General features: G+C 26.6%; 20 protein-coding genes. 14 read left to right on the forward strand and 6 right to left on the reverse strand.

Annotated features, from left to right (window positions below; genetic code table 11):
• Positions 1-5: 5 nt before the first annotated feature.
• The 4 genes from GQX97_RS03595 to GQX97_RS03610 all read right to left on the reverse strand — a co-directional run bounded on the left by GQX97_RS03595 (position 6) and on the right by GQX97_RS03610 (position 3,292).
• A complete protein-coding gene (locus GQX97_RS03595) occupies positions 6-875 on the reverse strand; it encodes a toxin A (protein WP_157150575.1) in 870 nt (289 codons plus the stop codon).
• A 161-nt stretch (positions 876-1,036) separates the two neighbouring features.
• Positions 1,037-2,323 (reverse strand): glucose-1-phosphate adenylyltransferase, encoded by a 1,287-nt coding sequence (locus GQX97_RS03600; RefSeq protein ID WP_157150576.1) that lies wholly within the window; start codon positions 2,321-2,323, stop codon positions 1,037-1,039.
• A 119-nt stretch (positions 2,324-2,442) separates the two neighbouring features.
• Positions 2,443-2,829 (reverse strand): hypothetical protein, encoded by a 387-nt coding sequence (locus tag GQX97_RS03605; RefSeq protein WP_157150577.1) that lies wholly within the window; start codon positions 2,827-2,829, stop codon positions 2,443-2,445.
• Between the two features lie 58 nt (positions 2,830-2,887).
• Entirely contained in the window at positions 2,888-3,292 is a 405-nt protein-coding gene (locus GQX97_RS03610) for a hypothetical protein (RefSeq protein WP_157150578.1), read from the reverse strand.
• A gap of 184 nt (positions 3,293-3,476) precedes the next feature.
• On the opposite strand from GQX97_RS03610, the gene GQX97_RS03615 reads away from it, so the two are divergent.
• Genes GQX97_RS03615 through GQX97_RS03635 form a run of 5 tightly spaced genes read left to right on the forward strand, consistent with a single transcriptional unit; the run spans position 3,477 to position 9,223 of the window.
• Positions 3,477-3,860 (forward strand): rhodanese-like domain-containing protein, encoded by a 384-nt coding sequence (locus GQX97_RS03615; RefSeq protein WP_157150579.1) that lies wholly within the window; start codon positions 3,477-3,479, stop codon positions 3,858-3,860.
• Between the two features lie 57 nt (positions 3,861-3,917).
• Positions 3,918-6,689: a DNA polymerase I gene (polA, locus tag GQX97_RS03620; protein ID WP_157150580.1), complete on the forward strand. Its 2,772-nt coding sequence runs from the start codon at positions 3,918-3,920 to the stop codon at positions 6,687-6,689.
• A gap of 3 nt (positions 6,690-6,692) precedes the next feature.
• On the forward strand, positions 6,693-7,349 hold the full coding sequence (locus GQX97_RS03625; protein WP_157150581.1) for an HAD family phosphatase: 657 nt from the start codon (positions 6,693-6,695) through the stop codon (positions 7,347-7,349).
• Between the two features lie 15 nt (positions 7,350-7,364).
• Positions 7,365-8,414: a lipopolysaccharide assembly protein LapB gene (locus GQX97_RS03630; protein WP_157150582.1), complete on the forward strand. Its 1,050-nt coding sequence runs from the start codon at positions 7,365-7,367 to the stop codon at positions 8,412-8,414.
• Complete coding sequence (locus GQX97_RS03635; protein ID WP_157150583.1) at positions 8,411-9,223, forward strand: GGDEF domain-containing protein; 813 nt, start codon at positions 8,411-8,413, stop codon at positions 9,221-9,223. Before GQX97_RS03630 ends, GQX97_RS03635 begins: the two co-directional genes overlap by 4 nt.
• Here the strand turns inward: GQX97_RS03635 and GQX97_RS03640 are convergent.
• Positions 9,204-10,196 (reverse strand): alpha-1,2-fucosyltransferase, encoded by a 993-nt coding sequence (locus GQX97_RS03640; protein ID WP_157150584.1) that lies wholly within the window; start codon positions 10,194-10,196, stop codon positions 9,204-9,206. The two genes, GQX97_RS03635 and GQX97_RS03640, sit on opposite strands and share 20 nt — an antisense overlap.
• Before the next feature lie 367 nt (positions 10,197-10,563).
• Positions 10,564-11,271 (reverse strand): DUF6198 family protein, encoded by a 708-nt coding sequence (locus GQX97_RS03645; RefSeq protein WP_157150585.1) that lies wholly within the window; start codon positions 11,269-11,271, stop codon positions 10,564-10,566.
• A 408-nt stretch (positions 11,272-11,679) separates the two neighbouring features.
• Between GQX97_RS03645 and GQX97_RS03650 the strand changes: the two genes are divergently transcribed.
• From GQX97_RS03650 to GQX97_RS03690, 9 genes are all read left to right on the forward strand, one after another.
• On the forward strand, positions 11,680-12,756 hold the full coding sequence (locus tag GQX97_RS03650; protein WP_157150586.1) for a zinc-binding dehydrogenase: 1,077 nt from the start codon (positions 11,680-11,682) through the stop codon (positions 12,754-12,756).
• 32 nt (positions 12,757-12,788) lie between these two features.
• A complete protein-coding gene (locus GQX97_RS03655; protein ID WP_157150587.1) occupies positions 12,789-14,168 on the forward strand; it encodes an MFS transporter in 1,380 nt (459 codons plus the stop codon).
• A gap of 24 nt (positions 14,169-14,192) precedes the next feature.
• On the forward strand, positions 14,193-15,230 hold the full coding sequence (locus GQX97_RS03660; protein WP_157150588.1) for an NAD(P)-dependent alcohol dehydrogenase: 1,038 nt from the start codon (positions 14,193-14,195) through the stop codon (positions 15,228-15,230).
• A gap of 24 nt (positions 15,231-15,254) precedes the next feature.
• Positions 15,255-16,091, forward strand: coding sequence for a ketose-bisphosphate aldolase (locus tag GQX97_RS03665; RefSeq protein WP_157150589.1), 837 nt, complete (start codon positions 15,255-15,257; stop codon positions 16,089-16,091).
• Between the two features lie 2 nt (positions 16,092-16,093).
• Complete coding sequence (locus tag GQX97_RS03670; protein ID WP_157150590.1) at positions 16,094-17,050, forward strand: carbohydrate kinase family protein; 957 nt, start codon at positions 16,094-16,096, stop codon at positions 17,048-17,050.
• Positions 17,050-18,030 (forward strand): aldo/keto reductase, encoded by a 981-nt coding sequence (locus GQX97_RS03675; RefSeq protein ID WP_157150591.1) that lies wholly within the window; start codon positions 17,050-17,052, stop codon positions 18,028-18,030. Before GQX97_RS03670 ends, GQX97_RS03675 begins: the two co-directional genes overlap by 1 nt.
• A gap of 97 nt (positions 18,031-18,127) precedes the next feature.
• Positions 18,128-18,880 carry a DeoR/GlpR family DNA-binding transcription regulator gene (locus tag GQX97_RS03680; RefSeq protein ID WP_157150592.1) on the forward strand — a complete coding sequence of 251 codons (753 nt, stop codon included), beginning with the start codon at positions 18,128-18,130 and terminating at the stop codon, positions 18,878-18,880.
• A 58-nt stretch (positions 18,881-18,938) separates the two neighbouring features.
• Positions 18,939-20,285 (forward strand): dicarboxylate/amino acid:cation symporter, encoded by a 1,347-nt coding sequence (locus GQX97_RS03685; RefSeq protein ID WP_157150593.1) that lies wholly within the window; start codon positions 18,939-18,941, stop codon positions 20,283-20,285.
• A gap of 874 nt (positions 20,286-21,159) precedes the next feature.
• A complete protein-coding gene (locus GQX97_RS03690) occupies positions 21,160-21,342 on the forward strand; it encodes a hypothetical protein (RefSeq protein WP_157150594.1) in 183 nt (60 codons plus the stop codon).
• The last annotated feature ends 110 nt before the right edge of the window (positions 21,343-21,452 follow it).

Raw genomic sequence — 21,452 nt, forward strand, 5'->3', positions numbered from 1 at the left:
ACACTCTATAAAATTTTATAAACTAAAGAAGCTTTTGCCTCTACAAAAGTAGTGCTATCATAATATGGTAATTTTACATGCAAACCAGAAGAAGCTAATATATCAAGCGAGAGTCTATTTTGTAAAAATTTAAAACTAATAAAACCAACTATAGCTAATTTATGTGTTAGTATATTTGAGTTTACAAGATAAGTTAAAGCATAAGAAGCACCTATATAAAAAGGGGTTATATTAGCTAATATAAAAAAATCATTCATAATTTCAAATTCACTTTTCTTATGAAGTATAGCAGTTCTTGAATCATAATAATAATTTTTATCCCCGGCAAAAACATAATTAAAACTAGTACTATTAATAAAAACAACATGCGGTAATTTATATAAAAAATAAGGTGTTATACCAGCAATCACACTAATAGCATCTGTTTTTGACATTCCAAGTAAAGAAGCATATGAATAATCTACATCATTATTATCAAAACCCGCATATCCAAAGTTCATAATATTAAATATATAATTAAAATAAGCATTAACCCTTATACCAAAAAAAGATAATGGTCTAATATCTGCAAACAAACCAATCATATCCGATGATAATGAAAAATTATTCTCTATACCCAAATCAAGCTTAGTATTTTGAAATATTTTATTTGTTCTATCATCATTATAAATTGAAGTTCTGTAATATAATTTCGTTTCTGCATTAAATTTTATAAAATTATATCCGCCAGCAAAGCTCTGTTCAAAATAAAGTTGATGTTTATTGTTTGTATTTATTACAACATCATCCATACCTATATTAAAAAGAGTATTTATATCTGCATATATAATACTGATGTACAACAAAAAAACGATAGGAACAAATTTAATTTTCATCTTATTAACATAATCATATAATATAATTTTATAAACATAATATATAATAACTTTATAAATTAAAAAAATCAATAGAGTTAAAAGTATTTTAAAAATTATTTTAATATAAACTATTTTCATAAAAAAGGCATTGAGTAAGAACCCAATGCCTAATTAAAAGATTATATAACCGTACCACTCTTAACAATAGTGTTTTTCGGAATAATTACTATACCATCTCTAATACAGTAAAACTCACTGTCTTGATGCTGAATTTTCTTTTTATTTGTAATGATAACATCGTTTCCTATTCTAACATTCTTATCTATGATAACATTTTTGAGTGTACATTTTTTACCTATACCAACCTTAGGCAAATGCTTAACATTTAATCTCTCAATATCCTCACTAGTTTCATAGAAGTCACTACCCATCATAATAACCTTTTCTAAAGTAGAACCGCTTTGAATTACAGAACGAAGACCTATTACTGACTCTTTGATAGTAGCATTTTCTATTCTGCATCCATCAGCAATTATACTAGAAGTAATAGTAGCCTTTTCAACTTTTGAAGGAGACAAGTAACGGACATGTGTATATATAGGAGCATCTTCATCATAAAAATCGAAAGGAGGATTTTTGCTTCCAAAAGATATATTAGCATCAAAATAAGCTTTAATAGTACCTACATCCTCCCAATAACCTTGGAAAGCATAGCTGAATACTTTATATTTTTTAATAGCTTCAGGAATAATATCTTTACCAAAGTCTATCATTGTAACATCACTAAGAAGTTCTTTTAACACATTTCTTCTAAATGCGTATATACCCATAGAAGCCAAATATTCTTTTTTAGGATCTTCTATTTCAAACATCTTTTTTTGCTCTTCACTCAATTTTAAAGAATCTAAAACATCATCTTCTTTAGGTTTTTCTTGGAAATTAGTAATCTGTCCTCTTTTATTAACAAGCATTACACCAAAACCTTTAGCATCTTCACGCACTACAGGAACAGTTCCAACAACTATGTCAGCACCAGTTTCAAGCATATGTCTTACCATAACATTATAATCCATACGATAAACCTGATCTCCAGAAAGTATTAGAACATTATTAACATAATCATTGTCGAAGTGAGCAAGATTCTTTCTTACAGCATCGGCAGTACCTTGATACCAATCTATATTAGTATCAGTTTGCTCTGCTGCCAATATACTAACATGACCGCCAGAGAAGTTGTCGAATCTATAAGCATTGTAAATGTGATTATTTAGAGAAGCACTATTGAATTGAGTAATAACATATATATTTCTAAGTCCGCTATTGATACAGTTAGAAACAGGTATGTCAATCATTCTGTAATGACCGCCCAATGATACTGCAGGTTTAGAACGATCTTTAACAAGAGGATAGAGCCTTGTACCTCTACCTCCTCCTAAAATTAAAGCTACTGTATTATATGACCTCATAAAAAAAAACTCCAAACATTTTATTACTTTATTTATATAAATAAGTATAGTAAAAAAAAATGAAGTTTTCAAGAAATTAACATATTGTTATGCAGCAACACCATTATGCACTAATATTATTATTGTTGATAACACAAAACATCTTTGAAAGTAGCTGACCCATCATTGAAATTAACTGTTACTTTTATAACTGTATCAGAAATAAATTGTAAAGTACCTCCCATTACACCTGTTTGAAAATTATAATTAGGGTCCTCTCCTCTCATATCATCACCTGTAACAGTATTTTCTTTTCCATTTTGTATAGGAGTACCTATATCATCTAATGAATAATATAATTTAAATCCTCTATCAGCAGTAACTTCGATTACCAAATAAGAATCACTAGAAACAGGTTTAGCACTAACAAATTTTCCTTGACGTTCTGGAGACAGAGGATTTGGAGCTGATTTACAAGATAAAACAACAAAAATAATTGATAGCATTATTAATAATATTTTTTTCATAATAATAATTACTCCATATTAATTTTTTATATTATCGGTATTATATAGTTAGAATTTATTAGTTATTTACTTTATCACAAATTATATTTTGAAGATTAAAAATACCATTACCTTTCATTGTAATTGAAGCTTGTTCATCAGAATAAAAAATTATTTTACCAGTATATTCATTGTTAGAAAAACTGTAAACATTACCATCACCTATAAAATTAATAAAAGTTATTCTTTCATCTTCATACTCTGGAATACCATTTATATCAGAATCTCCCTCTCCGCCAAAATATGTAATTAGTCCACCGCTTCTTATATTAAGATACAAATATTTATCATATCCCTCACCAAAAAGTTTTTCTCGACTTTTAAATGTACCCATATATCTATCTGAAATACCAACATAAGCTATATCATAACAAGAATTGATACAAATAATTATAATAAAAAATAATATTATTCTCTTTATCATACCTAATAACCAAATAATAATTAATTATATATATTACATATTCGTCAAATAATTTTTATTATATTGTAAATATAATAAAAAAAATAGTTTTTTATTATATAAGTAAAAATAAATAAAACAATTGACTTTTTTTTTAATTATTATAATATCATTTATATATTCTAACATATTTTAGGAAAAATAAATGAAAAAAATTATAATAATTTTATCTATTTCTTTTTTATTTCTTGCCTGTTCAAATAAAGGATATAAAAATCTTAATATAGAAAAAGCAATTAAATTAGTAAATAGCTCAACAAATCTTATTATTTTAGATGTTAGAACAAGAGAAGAATATTTAGCAGGGAATATTCCAAACTCTATTAATATAGATGTATTAAGCCAAGACTTCAAATCAAAGATAGATATGTTAGATAAAAACAAAGAATATTTAGTATATTGCAGAAGTGGAAACAGATGCACTATTGCATCTAGTATAATGTCTACAAATGGATTTATTAATATTTATAATTTACAAAACATAACATATCAAGATTTTGCTAATGCAATGCTCACAAATAATAAATAATAAAAACAACAAAATAATATTTTTGCATAATTTTTGTTTTTATTATATAATAAAAAAATGAAAAAAACATTCCTTATTATTGATGCTTTTGGTATACTTTATAGATATCATTTTATTTTTTTGAAACGTCCTCTAATAAACTCTAAAGGTCAAAACGTTTCTTCAATTAATGGCTTTTTAAGAACATACTTTTCTTTAATCAATACCTACCCTGCTGATTACACAGCAATAGCTCTAGACAGCTCAAGACAAACTTTTAGAAGCGAAATATATAAAGCCTACAAAGAAAATAGAGAAAGTATGCCTGATGATTTAAGAAGTCAAATACCTATATTATATAATCTTATAGATGCACTTGGAATTACAAGGATAGTTCTTGATAATTATGAGGCTGATGACATTATAGGATGCATTGCCCAAAACAATAAAAAAGAAAATATTAAAACAATAATATATTCTCCAGATAAAGATATACTTCAGCTTGTTGATGATAATACATCTGTAATAGCAAGTAATAAAGATAATGAATTAATTGAATATGATGCAAATATGGTGAAAGAAAAAAGAGGAGTATTTCCTAATCAAATTATAGATTTACTTTCATTAATGGGAGATGCTTCTGACAATATACCGGGCGTTAAAGGAATTGGAGAGAAAACTGCTGTAAAACTTCTTGAAGAATATGACTCATTAGATAACATCTATAAAAATATTGATTCTATAAAAGGAAAGATACAAGAAAAGCTCATTACTGATAAAGACAACGCATATATGAGTTATGAGCTAGCAACAATTAAAAGAGAAATAGAAGAATTAAATATAGATTATAAAGAAATTGAAAAAAACAAAATTAATATAGATGAAGTTAATAAAATATTAGATGATTTGGAATTAAAACAAATAAGAGATAAGATTAATTATTACATATACGGAAGCAGCAAGAAAAAAGAAGAAAAAGTGCAAATATCTCAAACAAAAAAAGAAACTAATAATGCAGAAGATAACACAGAAAAAACTACAATAGTATCCAACTCTAAAGACAATAATGCTAAATACTATTTAATAGAAAATGAAACAGAACTACAAAATCTTTTAAATGATATAAACTCAAAAAAACTTGTATGTATAGATTTTGAAACTACAGGGTTAGATACTTTAACGGATGAAATAATAGGAATATCATTTGCAATAAAATCAAAAGAGGCTTTTTATTTAGACTTAAGCGGTAGAACAAATATAGATAAAGAAGCTTGCAAAAAATTAGTATTTGACACTTTAGCAAAAGAAGATATAAAAATAATAGGTCATAATTTGAAATATGAATACAAGATGATGCGTGCCATTGGTAAAAAATTTGGAAACATATATTTTGACACAATGGTAGCTGCCTACTTGATTAACCCAAGCAGAGGCAGATACAACATGGACGACCTTGCTTTAAGTTATTTATCATACAACACCATAAAATATGCTGACATTACAGACAATGCTAAAAATACTTTACTAGATGTTGAATTAAAAGATGTTGTTGAGTATGCTTGTGAGGATGCTGATATTACATTTAGATTTTACGAATATTTTGCTCCGCTTTTAAATACATATAATCTTGAGGAATTATTTTTTAATGTAGAGATGCCTCTTGTCAGTGTACTTGCCGATATGGAGTTTGATGGGGTTTATATAAGCACGGAAAAAATGAAATCTCTATCAGAAGAATATGCTTCACTTTTAGAAAAAACAAAAGCTAAAATATATGCAGAAGCTCATGAAGAGTTTAATTTACAATCTCCAAAGCAGCTTGAATATATACTATTTGAAAAAATGGGAATATCTCCAACTAAAAAAACTAAAACAGGTTTCTCAACTGATGAAGAAGTATTAAAAGAACTTTCTAAAAAACATAAAATAGCAGAATATATGCTCACCTACAGAAAATACTCAAAATTAAAAAACACATATCTTGATGTATTTCCTACACTAGTACATAAAAAAACTAATAGAATACATGCTTTTTTCAATCAAACTGTAACAGCAACAGGACGTTTATCTTCATCAGAACCTAATTTGCAAAATATACCAGCAAGAGGAGATGAAGGTAAAGATATTAGAAATACTTTTATAGCAGAGAAAGGAAATGTATTAATAGCAGCTGACTACTCTCAAATAGAATTAAGACTATTAGCACATTTTAGTAATGATCCTGTGTTGGTTGAAGCTTTCAAAAATAATGATGATATACACAGAAAAACAGCAATGAAAATATATTCTGTAAGCAAAGAGCATGTAACTCCTTCAATGAGAAACACAGCAAAAATAATTAATTTTTCTATTATATATGGTAAAACTGCTTTCGGGCTTTCAAAAGAATTAAACATAACAAGAAAAGAGGCAGATGATTTTATTAAAGGATATTTTTCAACATATTCTCAAGTAAAACCATTCTGTGAAAAGGTTATAGAAGATGTAAAAGCCAAAGGTTATGTTCGCACTATGCTTGGAAGAATTAGAGATTTATCTAAAACAATAAACTCATCGAATGCGGTTGTAAGAAATGAAGCTGAAAGAATGGCATTAAACACTCTCATTCAAGGAAGTGCTGCCGACATGATAAAAGTAGCTATGATTGCTATACATAAAGAGTTTAAAAATCATTTCAAAACTGCTAAAATTGTTATGCAGGTGCATGATGAATTGGTTGTTGAAGTTTCTGAAAAAGAAGCTGATAAGGCTATGACTATAATGAAAGAGATAATGGAGCATTCTGTTAAAACTAATGTTCCTATTACAGTTGATATACATAAGGGATTAAGTTGGGGAGATATTCATTAACTTATGAAGATTGCTTTTTTTGATTTGGATAAAACTATTATAAAAAAAGATTCTATTGTTCCTTTTATGTTTTTCTACTTAAAAAAAAATCCTAAAAGTTTTATTTATTATATTAGATTAATTCCATATTTTATTTTATTTATTTTAAAAATTATAGACAACTCAAGAATTAAATATGAAATAGCTCATATTTTCACAAACATTTCTATAGAGTTTGGAGATAGTATTGGAGAGGAGTTTGCTAACACAGTTGTACCAAGCTTATATTATAATGATGCCGTCAAAGAGATAAACAAATTAAAAGAAGAAGGCTATCAGCTTGTAATGGTTACTGCAAGTTTTGAGATATATGCAAAGTTTATAGGAAAGAACTTAGGCTTTGACAAAGTGATGGGCAGTGAATTATGGGTATTTAGAGGAAAATATACTGGCTTTATGTATGGAAAAAATTGTTATAATGAAGCTAAAAGGCATAGACTTTTTACAGAAGGAATTTTTAAAAAAAACATATCAGAAAATATAGTATACAGTGATTCTATTAGCGACCTACCCTTCTTTGCTTTTGCAGCTAAAAAAGTATGCGTTAATCCTGATAAAAAATTAAGAGAATATGCTATAAACAACAAAGAAGAAAATTTTTCTATAGTTGAATGGAAATAAAAATGGAGTGTTTCAATGGACAATATAGAAAATGAAATTAAAGAAATAATTAAAGAGTCAAAAGAAAATATTTTAACTGCAATAAATACATTCATAGAGAAAAATAATTTAGATTATGCCAAAAAAATTGCATTACAATTAATAAATAAAGAACCTAACTACAAAGAAGGTTATTTAGTATTATCTGATATATTTTATGAAGAAGAAGATTATAAAAGTGTAATACATATTTTAGATAAGGCATTAGAATATCTTCCAAAAGATAAGGATATATTAGAAAGCAAAATAGAAGCATTAATTAGCACCTATAAATATGAAGAAGCAAAATCTACTATAGAAGAGATAATATCTTTAGGTAATGTTAATGCTAGTGTATATGGTCAATATGGAGTTTTACTTTCTATAGAGATGAAATACAAAGAAGCTATTGAAAAATTCAAAATGGCTATATCTTTAGACAAAGAAGATGTATTATCTATGATTAATATGTCTATAGTTTATGCTGCTATATATGAATATGATAATGCTATAGAGATATTAGAAAAAGCATTTAATATTAGTAAAGATTCTAGTATTCAAGAGAAAATCGATAATATAAAAAAACAAAAAGAAAACTCAATTTTTCATTTTTCAAAGTTTACTGTAATTAATGCTAAACCTGATAAGTTTAATTTGATTGTACCAGAGAATTTTAATGCTAGTGTAGAAAATAGTGTATTAAAAATAGAAAACAATGAAAAAACTATTTCTATACTATTAAGTTATGATAATTCAAAATATGACGAAAAAGAAATAGCTCAAATATTAAATAATTTTAAAGCAGAAAATAAAAACCTCTATTCTATAATATCACCAGTGTCTGTTGTAAAAAGAAAAGAGCATAATGATATATTCGGCTCTATAATTTTTAATTGTAAAACTAAAAATAATAATTTATTTAATGCTATGGCAATAGCAGTAAAAGAAGAAGAGTCAATAGTACTTACTATTATCTCAACACTCGCTACAAGTAATAATTTAATATTTTTAGCTAAAGAAATAATTAACAGTTTGTATATAAAATGATTAAAGAGATAAACAAAATAATAAAAACCTTAAACAACATACCAGAACCATTCTCTGTAGACGGCATAATAAAAACCTTTGAAAAAAGCTCTAAAAAAATAATAAAAAACTTTGCATTATATTTTTATAAAGATAATAATTCAAATCTATGGTATTCGACTTCAAAAAATATAATAAAAGAAAATAATAATAAATATAAATTACAAGCAAGAAATTATGAGTTTGGATATTTAATAATTGAAAGCAGCATTGAAAAAGAATATTTAGAAATACTAATAAATCATTTATCTATTATTCTTTACAGTGAAAAACTATCATTTTTGGCAAATAGAGATAAACTTACTAATTTATACAACAGAGGCTATTTATTAAAATATTTAGAAAACAAAAAAGATGAAATATATTCTGTAATAATAATAGATTTAGATAAGTTTAAGCATTATAATGATAGTTATGGTCATAATGTAGGAGACCATGTATTAAAAATAGCTTCAAAGGTAATGAGAGAAACACTAAAACAAATAAAATACAATTCACTTCTTGCAAGATATGGTGGAGAAGAGTTTATTATAGTTATTGATACAAAGACTAAAAAAGAGCTTTTTAATATAATGGAAATAATAAGAAAGAAAATATACGAAACAGATTTTTCAACTGATGAATATTCTCTAAAAGCAACTGCTTCTTTTGGCGGAGCAATTAAAACAGATGATAATACAATTAATAGTTTAATAGAAAAAGCAGACAAAGCATTATATGAAGCAAAAGAAACGGGAAGAAACAAAAGCATCATAGATAATCATAATTAAATTTACAAGCTCTAATAACAATTTTATTTTCGTTATTATTAAAACGAGTAGCTAAATCTCCAAAACCACCTAAAGAAATTATATAATGTTTTGCCTTTGACATTAAATAAATATCCATATAAGGTTGGTTTTTTGAACTACTAATTTTATAAGATATACTATTATCTAATTTTTTTATTATATTTTTATTAACCCAATCTATATTATCAGAAAAAAAGAAGAAAGTAGGATTTTTCAATTCACTCAATAATTTATTTATAGATTCTATAAAATAATTAGCATATTTTTCATAGCTACTATTAAATACTTTTTTAAAACATGACATAACATAGCTATCTCCAAGTCTAATATGTACAGCTACCGATTCTTTATCTTTCAATTCATTATATAATACTAAATTATCTCCTTGCAAAGTATTATAATGGTATTTATCTAAATCTATATTTTTAGTTATATCACTAACATTAATATCTAAAATTCTAGGATATGAATATAAAAATAAATTTTTATTATTTTGTAAAAAACTATTAATATCATATCCAAAATATGATTTACTTATAACAGGAAAACACGCCTTATAAAAAAATATATCATCATAAGCAGCAATTTTAAAATCTATATCAGGACATAGTTTAAGTAATTCAAAAGGTCTTTCATCTTTACCATCAACATCTTTATGTTTATAATCAAACCAAGTTATATCGTATTTTACAGTAAAATTATAATGTTTTTTTATAGATTCACCAAGTACATATTTCCAAAATTGATCAGATAATCCTCCTTGACATTCTATAATAACTGTACCTGAATCAGTATTATTATTCTTTTTATTGAGTTCTTGAGATATATATTCAATTTTATATAATGAATTTACAATATCGTATAATATATTTCTTAAATTATCTCTATGTTTTTTTATAGGTATAATGCGAACTATTCTATTTATAAGATGTTCATAATTATTGTATAGCATAAAATGAATAAATATTTATAATTTTTTAAATTTATTATAGCATATAAAATACTAATGTCAATATAAATCATGAAACTATATTTTAATTTTTTAAAAATTTAATTTTAATCTTTTATTTCATTATATATTTTATATCTTCTTGAAAAATTTAATCTTTCTATATGTATTTTTCAGATTTCATAGAATATACAATTAAACTCATAGTATCTATTTAAATTAGAATGTTAGTATAAAAATTTATATTTTTTAGATGATAAGTTTTTAAAAAATATAAGCTATAACCATAATTTTAATTAAATGCAACAAAAAAGCTATAGCTTAAAAATATAGTCTATGTTTACTATATTTTTTATATATTAATATAAAATTATACCTCATGTTTCTTATGGAATATTTTTTTTACATATGGAATAAATTCAAATTTTTTATCAATCATTTTCCCTATAGAAGAAATAACCTTTCCCATTGTAAAAGCTGAAAGTACAGTGCCTATTCCAAGGCCTTTTATATGACCTAAAAATACAAATGTAACTACTATTGTTGTTAAAAGACAAGTTACATCAAATATTATTTTTACTTTTGCATAAGATGCTTTTATTATATTAGACAATTCTCTCGGAAATAAATCTGTAGGTATTATAGGAAGTCCGCATCTATTTGATAATGCTATTCCAAATGCCAATATAAAATAACTTATTATAAAATATATTATTCTGCTTGTCATTGTTAATGGAAGATGATTTATCCAAGCAGCATGTATGTCCACAAATTTACCAAAACAAAACCCTACAACAAAACTAAATAAATATTCTCCAACAAACTTTTTTCTTAATATCATAAGCACTAATATGAGTAAAGTTTGAAAGATATAAGTAAAAGTTCCAAGAGATATATTATTAATAACTTCAGAAAAAGCATAAGGCACGCTTGATATAGCGGATATGCCAGAGCCAGAATAAAGCATTAACACAACACTAAAACTATTTATAATGACAACTAAAATTAATGCTAATTCACCGCTTATTATAAAATGTTTATTTTTACTATCTAATGAATGGTCATCTTCTGATATCATAATATTTATCCTTATATAGTATGTATACTCATCAATTTTAATTCATATATTATATAACTAATTATATATTAATCAAGGAATTTCTCATAAGTTATGTTTTTGTAAGTGTTCTTTATAATTTTATTTTTAAATTTTAACTTTTATTATATAGATTATTGTAAAAAATATTTACAAAATAACTTACTATATATAGAAATATTTATAATACAACATTTGAAATTTATGATAATAACAATAAAAACATTGATAAAAAGATAAATTATAAAAATTTCAGGAAAAAAGTTTAAAAAACATATTTTTATTTTTAAAAAACAGATTTTTATTTGATTTTAAAGAAAAAATGTACTAAAATAAAAATATACAAAAATTAGTTTTCTATTTTATTTATTTTATGGAGGAGAACATATTATGAAAGCTTTAGCTAGATTTGGTAAAGAATTTGGCGGATACAGGATGATTGATGTACCTGTGCCAGAAGTAGGTCCTGAGGACATACTATTAGAAATAAAAGCTGCTGCTATATGTGGGGCTGATATGAAACATTTTCGCGTTGAAAATGGTTCTGATGAGTTTAACTCTATAAGAGGGCATGAATTTGCGGGTGAAATAGTAAAAGTTGGAAGTAATGTTAAAGATTGGAAAGTTGGTCAGAGGGTAGTTTCTGATAATAGCGGACATGTATGCGGAGTATGTCCTGCTTGTGAACAAGGTGATTTTTTATGCTGTGAACAAAAAGTTAATTTAGGACTTGATAATAACAGATGGGGAGGTGGTTTTACTAAATACTGTATAGTTCCCGGAGAGATTTTAAGAATTCATAAACATGCTATATGGGAAATACCTGAAAATGTAAAATATGAAGAAGCTGCTGTATTAGACCCTATATGTAATTCTTATAAAGCAATAGCTCAGCAATCTCATTTCTTACCCGGACAAGATATAGTTGTTTTCGGTACTGGTCCTTTAGGATTATTTGCGGTACAAATAGCTAGAATAATGGGAGCTGTTAATATTGTTATGGTTGGATTAGAAGAAGATACTAAAGTAAGATTTGGTGTGGCACAAGAATTAGGAGCTACACATGTAGTAAATGCTTCAAAAGAAGATGTAGTAAAACGCTGTCAAGAGATTTGCGGAAAAGATAATTTAGGATTAGTAGTTGAATGTTCTGGAGCAAATATAGCATTAAAACAATCTATTGAAATGTTAAGACCTAATGGTGAAGTTGTAAGAGTTGGTATGGGATTTAAACCAATAGAATTCTCTATTAACGATATAACCTCTTGGAACAAAAGTATAATAGGACACATGGCATATGATTCTACATCATGGAGAAATGCTATACGCCTATTAGCATCTGGAGCTATAAAAGTTCAGCCAATGATAACTCATAGAATAGGTCTTTCTGAATGGGAAAAAGGTTTTGAAGCTATGGCAAACAAAGAAGCAATAAAAGTTATTATTCATTATGATTTTGAAGAATAATATAGTTTTTAAATAATATAGGGGGTATTATAATGAGTAATACAAATATTGTAAATTGCGGTCCTAGATTAGATAGACTACCAAATAATAAATGGCATTATCAAATATTTGCAATGATAGCATTTGGGTTATTAGTATGTTGGAGTAATGCTATAGGCGGATTAGTATTAGCACAGTTAGCAGAAATAGGTTGGACAAATAATGATATAAGTGCAATATTTTCATCATTAACAACAGCGGGTATGTTTTTAGGTGCTTTATTAGGAGGTATCATTGGAGATAAAATAGGACGTAAAAAAAGCATATTATTATTTGAACTAATACATATAGTATCTATGTTATTAGGTGCTTGTTCTCCAAATATGACTTATTTAATAATTTTTAGATTTATAATGGGTTTTGGTTTGGGAGCATTGCTTACAACTATGTTTGCTGGATTTACAGAGTATATGCCGGGAAGAAATAGAGGTATGTGGTCAAGCAGAGTTTCATTTATTGGAAATTGGTCTTATCCTGTATGTTCTACAATTGCTGTGTTCATATCTCCAATTTTTACAGCTAATATGAATTGGAGAATACAATTTGTAATACCTTCTGTATTATCGTTAATAGCAACATTAATAATTTGGAAAAAATTTCCTGAATCTCCTCGATGGCTTGAATCAAAAGGTTTTTATGATGAAGCAGAAAAAATAATGTCTAATATAGAAACACAAGTAGAACAAAATATAGGAAAAAAATTAGAACCCGTAGCAACAAATTCATCAGAACAAACACAAAAAACAATAAGCATCTCTTTTGCACAATTATTTAAAGGTGCTTTATTAAAAAGAGTAATACTTGGTTCTTTTGTATTAATTGCCATGAATGTAGTACAATATACTTTAATAAATTGGCTTCCAACAATATTTTTAGCACAAGGAATAAATTTAAAAGATTCTATATTATTAAATACAATGAGCATGTTTGGAGCACCATTTGGTATATTTATAGCTATGCTTATTATAGATAAAATACCGCGTAAAGTGATGGGACCTGCCTTACTTATTGTAATAGCAATACTTGGTTATATATATTCAATGCAAACAAACATGACTTATATAACAATAATAGGTTTCTTTTTAATAACATTTGTATATATGTATGTATGTTACGCTTCTGCTGTATATGTACCTGAGATATGGCCTACAGAGGCAAAACTTAGAGGTTCAGGAATATCAAATGCTGTTGGACGTATAAGCGGAATTATAGCTCCATATGCTGTGGCAAGCCTTTTAGATACAAAAGGTCCTATGGGAGTATTTATATTATTAGGTGTTGTATCTATTATAGTTGCTATCGCTATCATTACAATCGGTATAGAAACCAGAGGTGCTTCTATCGAAGAGATTGGTAATGTTTCTAAAAAATAAAATCATAATAAAAAGAGGTTTTATATGAAAAACACAAAAGCTATTTTAAAAGTTCCAGGAACTATGGAAATTAGAGATGCTGAATATCCTACTCCTAAAGATGATGAAGTGTTAATAAAAGTAGAATATGTTGGCATATGCGGTTCTGATATACATGGATTTGAATCAGGTCCTTTTATACCGCCTAAAGATCCAAATCAAGAGATAGGTTTAGGGCATGAATGTGCTGGTACAGTTGTAGAGGTTGGTCCAAAAGTAAAAAATTTCAAAAAAGGCGATAGAGTATGTATTGAACCCGGAGTTCCTTGCGGAAAATGCAGATTTTGTTTAGAAGGAAAATATAATATTTGTCCAAATGTAGACTTTATGGCAACACAGCCTAATTACAGAGGGGCATTAACTAATTATCTATGTCACCCTGAAAGTTTTGTATATCATTTGCCTGATAACATGTCTATAATGGAAGGAGCCTTAGTTGAACCTGCTTCTGTAGGTATACATGCTGCTATGACTGCAAACGTTAAACCCGGTCATAAAGTTGCAATATTGGGTGCTGGTTGTATAGGGCTTATGACATTACAAGGCTGTAAAATAATGGGCTGCAATGATATTATCGTTGTAGATGTTATAGACAAACGTCTTGATATGGCTAAAAAATTAGGTGCTTCACAAACAATCAATGGAAAAGGTGACACTGTTTCAAAAATAAAAGAAATATTTGGAGAGCTTGGTGCTGATGTTGTGTTTGAAACAGCAGGCTCCCCTATTACGGCAAAACAGACTCAAGATATAGTAATGAGAGGCGGAAAGATAATGATAGTTGGAACTATTCCGGGAGAGACACCTATCAATTTCTTAAAAATAAATCGTGAGGTAACTATACAAACTGTATTTCGTTATGCAAACAGATATCCTGTAACTATTTCTGCTATTTCGAGCGGAAGATTTGATGTAACTTCTATGGTAACACATCAATTTGAGTATAAAGATGTTCAAAAAGCATTTGAAGATTCTGTAAATTGTAAAAACGAAATAATAAAAAGTGTAATAAAAATAGATTAATAAAATTTTGAGGAGAATGTATTTATGTTGGGTAATATAAAATATTGGGAAGAAAAAGCACAAAAAGGACATTATGCAATACCGCATTTTAATGTGTGGAATGCAGAAATGTTGATGGGGGTAATTGATGCTGCTGAAGAGTTAAAGGCACCAATTATAATATCATTTGGTACAGGATTTGTTGGAAATACTTCTTTTGAAGATTTTTCTAAAATGATGGTTTCTATGGCTGAAAAAGCTTCTATACCTGTAATAACACATTGGGACCATGGACGCAGTATGGAAATAGTAAAGAATGCTTATGATCATGGTATGAACTCATTAATGAGAGATGCTTCTGCATTTGAGTTTGAAGAAAATATACGTTTAACTAAAGAAGTTGTAGATTATTTTCATCCATTAGGAATACCTGTAGAAGCAGAACTTGGACATGTTGGAAATGAAACTATATATGAAGAAGCATTGGCTGCTTATAAATATACTGACCCTAATCAAGCTGCTGAATTTGTAGAGAGAACTCAGTGTGATTCTCTAGCTGTTGCTATAGGAAATCAGCATGGTGTATATACATCTGAACCACAAATCAATTTTGATGTATTAGAAAAAGTTAGTAAAGTTGTATCTGTACCTTTAGTATTACATGGTGCTTCTGGTATAGGTGATGAGGATATTAAGAAGGCTATTTCTTTAGGTATATCAAAAATTAATATACATACTGAATTATGTCAAGCAGCTATGGATGCTATAGTAAAAAATCAAGATAAAAGCTTTTTAGAATTAGAAAGAGCTGTAAGACAGGCAGTTAAAGAAAGAGCTATGGAAAAAATTATATTATTTGGAACAAATAAAAAGGCGGTTTGATTTTGGATAAGAAATTAGATGTTATTTGTCTTGGAGCGGCTATTGTAGATATAATTCTTCAGCCAGTTTCAAGAAATATATTTGATATAGAATCATATCCAATAGAAAAAATAAAAATGACTATTGGAGGAGATGCTTTAAATGAGGCTACCATTATCAGCAGGCTTGGATATAAAACAGGAGTAATAAGCTGTATAGGTATGGATGCTGCTGGAAACTTTATTCTTGAATCTTGTAAAAATGATAATATTGATGTTGAAGGAATAAAAATAGTAAAAGAGATAGATACTTCTATTAATATAGGCTTGGTTACTGATAATGGAGAGAGAACTTTTGTTACTAATAGAAATGGAAGTTTATGGAAAACTAATATAGAACATATCAATTTTGATAAAATGAAACAGGCAAAAATTCTCTCATTAGCAAGCATCTTCAATAATCCATTATTAAATGGTAAAGCATTAGTTAATATATTTAAAATAGCCAAAGAAAATAATATGACTATTTGTGCGGATATGATTAAACCTAGGTTGGGTGAAACTTTGAATGATATAAAAGAATCTTTGCAGTTTATTGATTATTTTTTTCCTAATTATGAAGAAGCTAAACTATTAACTGGAAAAACAAAATATGATGAAATAGCTGATGTATTATTAAAATGCGGTGTAAAAAATGTAATAATCAAAACTGGAAAAGAAGGTTGTTTTATAAAGAACAATGAAAAAACTATTGTAATACCTGCTGTTAAAGGAATAAAAGCAATAGATACTACAGGGGCTGGAGATAATTTTGTTTCTGGATTTATCTCTGCTATTTTGAAAGGTAAAAATTTAGAAGAATGCGGTATTTATGCTAATGCTACAGCGGCAATATCTGTGCAGTATGTAGGTGCTACAACAGGTGTGCATAGTATTGAACAAGTAACAGAAATATTAAAAGAATATGAGGTGAATAAATAATGGAAAAAATGAAACTTGGAAATACAAATATTGAAATATCAAGAATAGGCTTAGGTACTTGGGCTATAGGAGGAGGTCCTGCTTGGGGGGGCGATAAAGATGAGGAGGTATGTATTAATACAATTAGAAAATGCCCTGAGCTAGGTATAAATTTAATAGATACTGCTCCCGGTTATAATTTTGGTAACAGTGAAAGAATATTAGGAAAAGCATTAGAAAAAATGAATCGTAAAGATATTATCATTATCACTAAATGCGGTATTGTATGGGAAAGAAAAGGAAGTCTTTTTAACAAAGTTGGAGATATTCAGCTTTATAAAAACTTGTCAAGAGAATCTATACTTGAAGAGATAGAAAATAGTCTTAAACGTATGCAAACAGATTACATAGATATTTATATGACTCACTGGCAAGCTGTAGAGCCTTATTTTACCCCTATTTCTGACACCATGAAAGTATTAAATGAATTAAAAGCAAGCGGTAAAATAAGAGCTATAGGTGCTGCCAATGTTACTGTGGAACATATTGAAGAATATTTAAAATATGGAAGTTTAGATATAGTTCAAGCAAAATATAGTATATTAGACCGTGCTATAGAAAAAGATTTGATTCCTATATGTAAAGAAAATAATATTACTATTCAAGCATATTCTCCGTTAGAACAAGGATTATTAACAGGAACATTACCTAGAGATTATACTCCAGTTGGTGCTCAATGCAATAAAAAATGGTTCCAAAAAGAAAATATGCAAAAAGCTATGGATATGATGGATAAATGGCAGGAACTTTGCAAGAAATATAATTGTTCTATTGCTAACTTAGCTATATCTTGGATATTATCTCAAGGTAAATTTATTAATCTATTAAGCGGGGCAAATACTGTTGCTGAAATAGAACAAAATGTTAAATCTGTACAAATAAAATTGTCTGATGAGGATATAAAATATATGCGTGAATTAGCTGAAAGTATTGATAAATAAATCTCAATTCAACAATTTATTTTGCTATTTATTAATAAAAAGCTTTGATATAAATATAATAAATGGTAAAATAAAGAAAAAATTGAGGTTTTTAATAATGAAAAACAGATTAGATAAAATTAAAAGTAAAATAGAAATTGATAAAAAAGTTACTGTTTCTGAATTGAGCAAAACTTTTAATGTTACAGAAGAAACAATTAGAAGGGACTTAGAAAAGTTAGAACTAGAAGGTTTTGTAACTCGTACTTTTGGAGGAGCGATATTTAATAATCAATCTCAAAAGGAGAATATGAGTTTTTATACTAGAGCTTCTATTAACATAGAAGAAAAAAGAAAAATAGCTAGTTTATTTTATAACATGATTGGAAATAAAAAAACTATAGCTGCTGATTCTAGTACTACTGTTATGGAAGCTATAAAAGCTATAAAAAACATAAATGGTTTAACTATTCTAAGTTCTTCTACTGAAATTTTTAGAGAATTATTAGGCTCTAAAATAAATATTATTTCAATAGGAGGGACATTTAACGAAAAAACTCTTTCATTACAGGGGAATTTAGCAAAAGAAAATATAAAAAGATATTATATGGATATTGCATTAATAAGCTGTAAAGGATTGGATATCAATAAAGGTGTTATGGATTCTAATGAAGGAGATGCTGAAATAAAAATGGAAATGATCAAACAGGCATCAGAAGTAATACTTCTCGCTGATAACACTAAATTTAATAAAAAAGCACTGGTACAGTTTTTAGATTTAAATAAGGTTGATTATATAATAACAGATAAAAAACCTGATGATGAATGGATACACTTTTCTAGAGAGGCAAATATAAATTTGATTTATTGATGTAGCAAAAATATTCCTGTTTGATTATCCGTATAATCGTATATAAGCGAGGGATAAAATGAAAACAAAAAAACATCAAATCTCTATTGTAAAAAAAATGTTAATAGCTGTAGTACTAGGAATAATATGCGGTATATTGTTTCTATACTTACGAGAATATTTATTATCAGTAAATAAAGAAAAAATTTGGATAATTATAAGCAGAATATTTTTTAATGATATTTCTGAAGAGAAAGGATTTTATTCCATAGGCCTCTTTTATATTATTGGTCAATTATTCATGAGATCAATACAGTTAATGATTGTTCCATTAGTTTTATCGTCTTTAGCCATTGCATTATGCAGTATGACAGATACAAATAGGTTTGGTAAAATAGTAGGAAAAACAATTATAATATTCATCATTTTTTATATTATTGGAGCTTTATTGGCTAGTTGTTTTGCATATTTCCTTAAAAATTTAGGTGTTTTTTCAGTACAATTGCCTGAAATATATGAAAAGTCTATAGTAACAATGGAGGCATATAATCCGCTTGTAACAATTATAAATATAATACCGTATAATATAGTAGATTCTATATCTTCAAACAATAGTATACTTTCTGTTGTATTAATTGCTATAATAATCGGAATTTGTCTTAATAAAATTGGAAAAGAATCTAACTATATTAAAGAATTATTGACTGCCATAAGTAATATAGTAAACTTATATATGAATTTTATTATTAATAAAATAAGCCCTATAGCGATTTTCTGCATGATTACAAGAAGTTTTGCTATATACGGCATAGAATATTTAACTCCTACAATTGCTTGGATGATATCAACTATAATTATTAGTATAGTATTGGTATTCACAATTTACCCTATTGGTATTTTTATATCTACAGGTTTAAATCCATTTATTTTTATTAAAAAGATTACAAAAGTAGGATTATTTGCAGCAGCAACGAATTCATCAGCTGCCACACTTCCATTAAACACAAAGACATGCATAGAAGAATTAGGATGTAGTGAGGAAATTAGCAGTTTTATTTTGCCAACTGGTATGACTATAAATATGAACGGTACTACAGTAATGCATATGATGTCAATAACTTTTATTGCTACAGCAGCTGGAATTAATTTAAGACCTGAACATCTTGTTATAGCTGCTTTTCTATCAATATGTACAGCTATGGGAACACCTGCTATACCTGTAGCAGGAACAACTATGATATTTGTAATATTATCTGGACTTGGATTTACTTCTGATTTTTGTATGATTGGATATGCATTAGTGCTTGCAATGAATTATCCGCCAGGTATGGCAGCAATTACTTTAAATGTTGTTGGAGATGCAGCAACAAATGTAATTATAAATGAAAAAGAAAATAAATTAGATAAAGAAAAATACTATAGTTAATTATATTAATTTATTTACAGTATGAATTAGTGTAAAATATTAATTCATACTGTATAATTATTAATTCTAAAAATTATATTATCATACTAATCATTTTTAAGATTTACACTACGCACGGCAAGCAAAATTTTATATATAATAAAAAATTAAAATTAATAATTAGCATATATTTATAATTTCACTCTGCGTGCGGTAAAGGGATTTTAAATCTAAATAAAATTTGGGTGGGCTTTAGAATTGAAGAGAGTATTTTAAAGAAAAATGAAATAAAAAACAGATAGAAATTCTCAATATAGAGGGTGGGTAAGTGTAAATAGATTAATAAATTAATTACAACATATACTATATATTTTATTATTTTAATTAAAAAATTATAGTTTAATTATATTAATATATACCCAATGAAATTATTCTTTAAATTTATCATTATTTTAATTCTTATAATATACTTTATTTATAAAAAAAGTTTGTTATAAGAATGTTGCTATTGTACTAATTTATTAGGCAAGAATTAAACTAGTAAAAAGAATATTGATAATTTAGTGAATAAAACATTAATAATATATTTATTAAACATTGAACTTTTAACATAAAAATACATATTTTAATATATAATTATTTATAAAAAATTTAGAAAGTGGTATTTTATGTTTTTACTTATTCTTATAGCTAAAGTTTTAAAATTAGAAAATTATTATATAAATAATATGATATTATTAAATTTATTGGCATTCTATTGAATTTATATATATTATAATATGATGTATTTATAAAATGATAATAAAATATTAAGTAACACTATAAGAAAATCAAAAATTTAGAGTAGAAATTATTATTTTATGCTTTAAATTTATTTAAAATAAAGGAGTTAAAAATGAAAGAAGAAGAACCAAACCAAGAAAATGAACAAAAATGCTCTAATTCTACATCTGATAATATAAATATTTTAAAAGCAGCTGCAGGAGGAGCATTATTTTGTAGCGGTATCGCATTATTATGGAACAGTAATATTATTAAAATATTAGTTAATAGTATTAAAAGCTTGAATAATAACTAATATCAAGTAGATTTCACATAATGACTAATTATTATAATTAGTCATTTTTTATTTATTAAATACTTATTAAAAAAATAAATGAAGAAAAAATATAATTAAGGGCGATATCT

Source organism: Brachyspira sp. SAP_772 (assembly GCF_009755885.1).
Taxonomy (GTDB): Bacteria; Spirochaetota; Brachyspiria; order Brachyspirales; family Brachyspiraceae; genus Brachyspira.

What these genes read in the sequence shown, in the direction of transcription:
- GQX97_RS03595 (WP_157150575.1), bottom strand. Translation starts at nt 875, where the DNA reads ATGAAAATTAAATTTGTTCCTATCGTTTTTTTGTTGTACATCAGTATT.
- GQX97_RS03610 (WP_157150578.1), bottom strand. Translation starts at nt 3,292, where the DNA reads ATGATAAAGAGAATAATATTATTTTTTATTATAATTATTTGTATCAAT.
- GQX97_RS03630 (WP_157150582.1), top strand. Translation starts at nt 7,365, where the DNA reads ATGGACAATATAGAAAATGAAATTAAAGAAATAATTAAAGAGTCAAAA.
- GQX97_RS03665 (WP_157150589.1), top strand. Translation starts at nt 15,255, where the DNA reads ATGTTGGGTAATATAAAATATTGGGAAGAAAAAGCACAAAAAGGACAT.
- GQX97_RS03640 (WP_157150584.1), bottom strand. Translation starts at nt 10,196, where the DNA reads ATGCTATACAATAATTATGAACATCTTATAAATAGAATAGTTCGCATT.
- GQX97_RS03650 (WP_157150586.1), top strand. Translation starts at nt 11,680, where the DNA reads ATGAAAGCTTTAGCTAGATTTGGTAAAGAATTTGGCGGATACAGGATG.
- GQX97_RS03690 (WP_157150594.1), top strand. Translation starts at nt 21,160, where the DNA reads ATGAAAGAAGAAGAACCAAACCAAGAAAATGAACAAAAATGCTCTAAT.
- GQX97_RS03635 (WP_157150583.1), top strand. Translation starts at nt 8,411, where the DNA reads ATGATTAAAGAGATAAACAAAATAATAAAAACCTTAAACAACATACCA.
- GQX97_RS03600 (WP_157150576.1), bottom strand. Translation starts at nt 2,323, where the DNA reads ATGAGGTCATATAATACAGTAGCTTTAATTTTAGGAGGAGGTAGAGGT.
- GQX97_RS03660 (WP_157150588.1), top strand. Translation starts at nt 14,193, where the DNA reads ATGAAAAACACAAAAGCTATTTTAAAAGTTCCAGGAACTATGGAAATT.
- GQX97_RS03645 (WP_157150585.1), bottom strand. Translation starts at nt 11,271, where the DNA reads ATGATATCAGAAGATGACCATTCATTAGATAGTAAAAATAAACATTTT.
- GQX97_RS03680 (WP_157150592.1), top strand. Translation starts at nt 18,128, where the DNA reads ATGAAAAACAGATTAGATAAAATTAAAAGTAAAATAGAAATTGATAAA.
- polA (WP_157150580.1), top strand. Translation starts at nt 3,918, where the DNA reads ATGAAAAAAACATTCCTTATTATTGATGCTTTTGGTATACTTTATAGA.
- GQX97_RS03675 (WP_157150591.1), top strand. Translation starts at nt 17,050, where the DNA reads ATGGAAAAAATGAAACTTGGAAATACAAATATTGAAATATCAAGAATA.
- GQX97_RS03655 (WP_157150587.1), top strand. Translation starts at nt 12,789, where the DNA reads ATGAGTAATACAAATATTGTAAATTGCGGTCCTAGATTAGATAGACTA.
- GQX97_RS03615 (WP_157150579.1), top strand. Translation starts at nt 3,477, where the DNA reads ATGAAAAAAATTATAATAATTTTATCTATTTCTTTTTTATTTCTTGCC.
- GQX97_RS03685 (WP_157150593.1), top strand. Translation starts at nt 18,939, where the DNA reads ATGAAAACAAAAAAACATCAAATCTCTATTGTAAAAAAAATGTTAATA.
- GQX97_RS03625 (WP_157150581.1), top strand. Translation starts at nt 6,693, where the DNA reads ATGAAGATTGCTTTTTTTGATTTGGATAAAACTATTATAAAAAAAGAT.
- GQX97_RS03605 (WP_157150577.1), bottom strand. Translation starts at nt 2,829, where the DNA reads ATGAAAAAAATATTATTAATAATGCTATCAATTATTTTTGTTGTTTTA.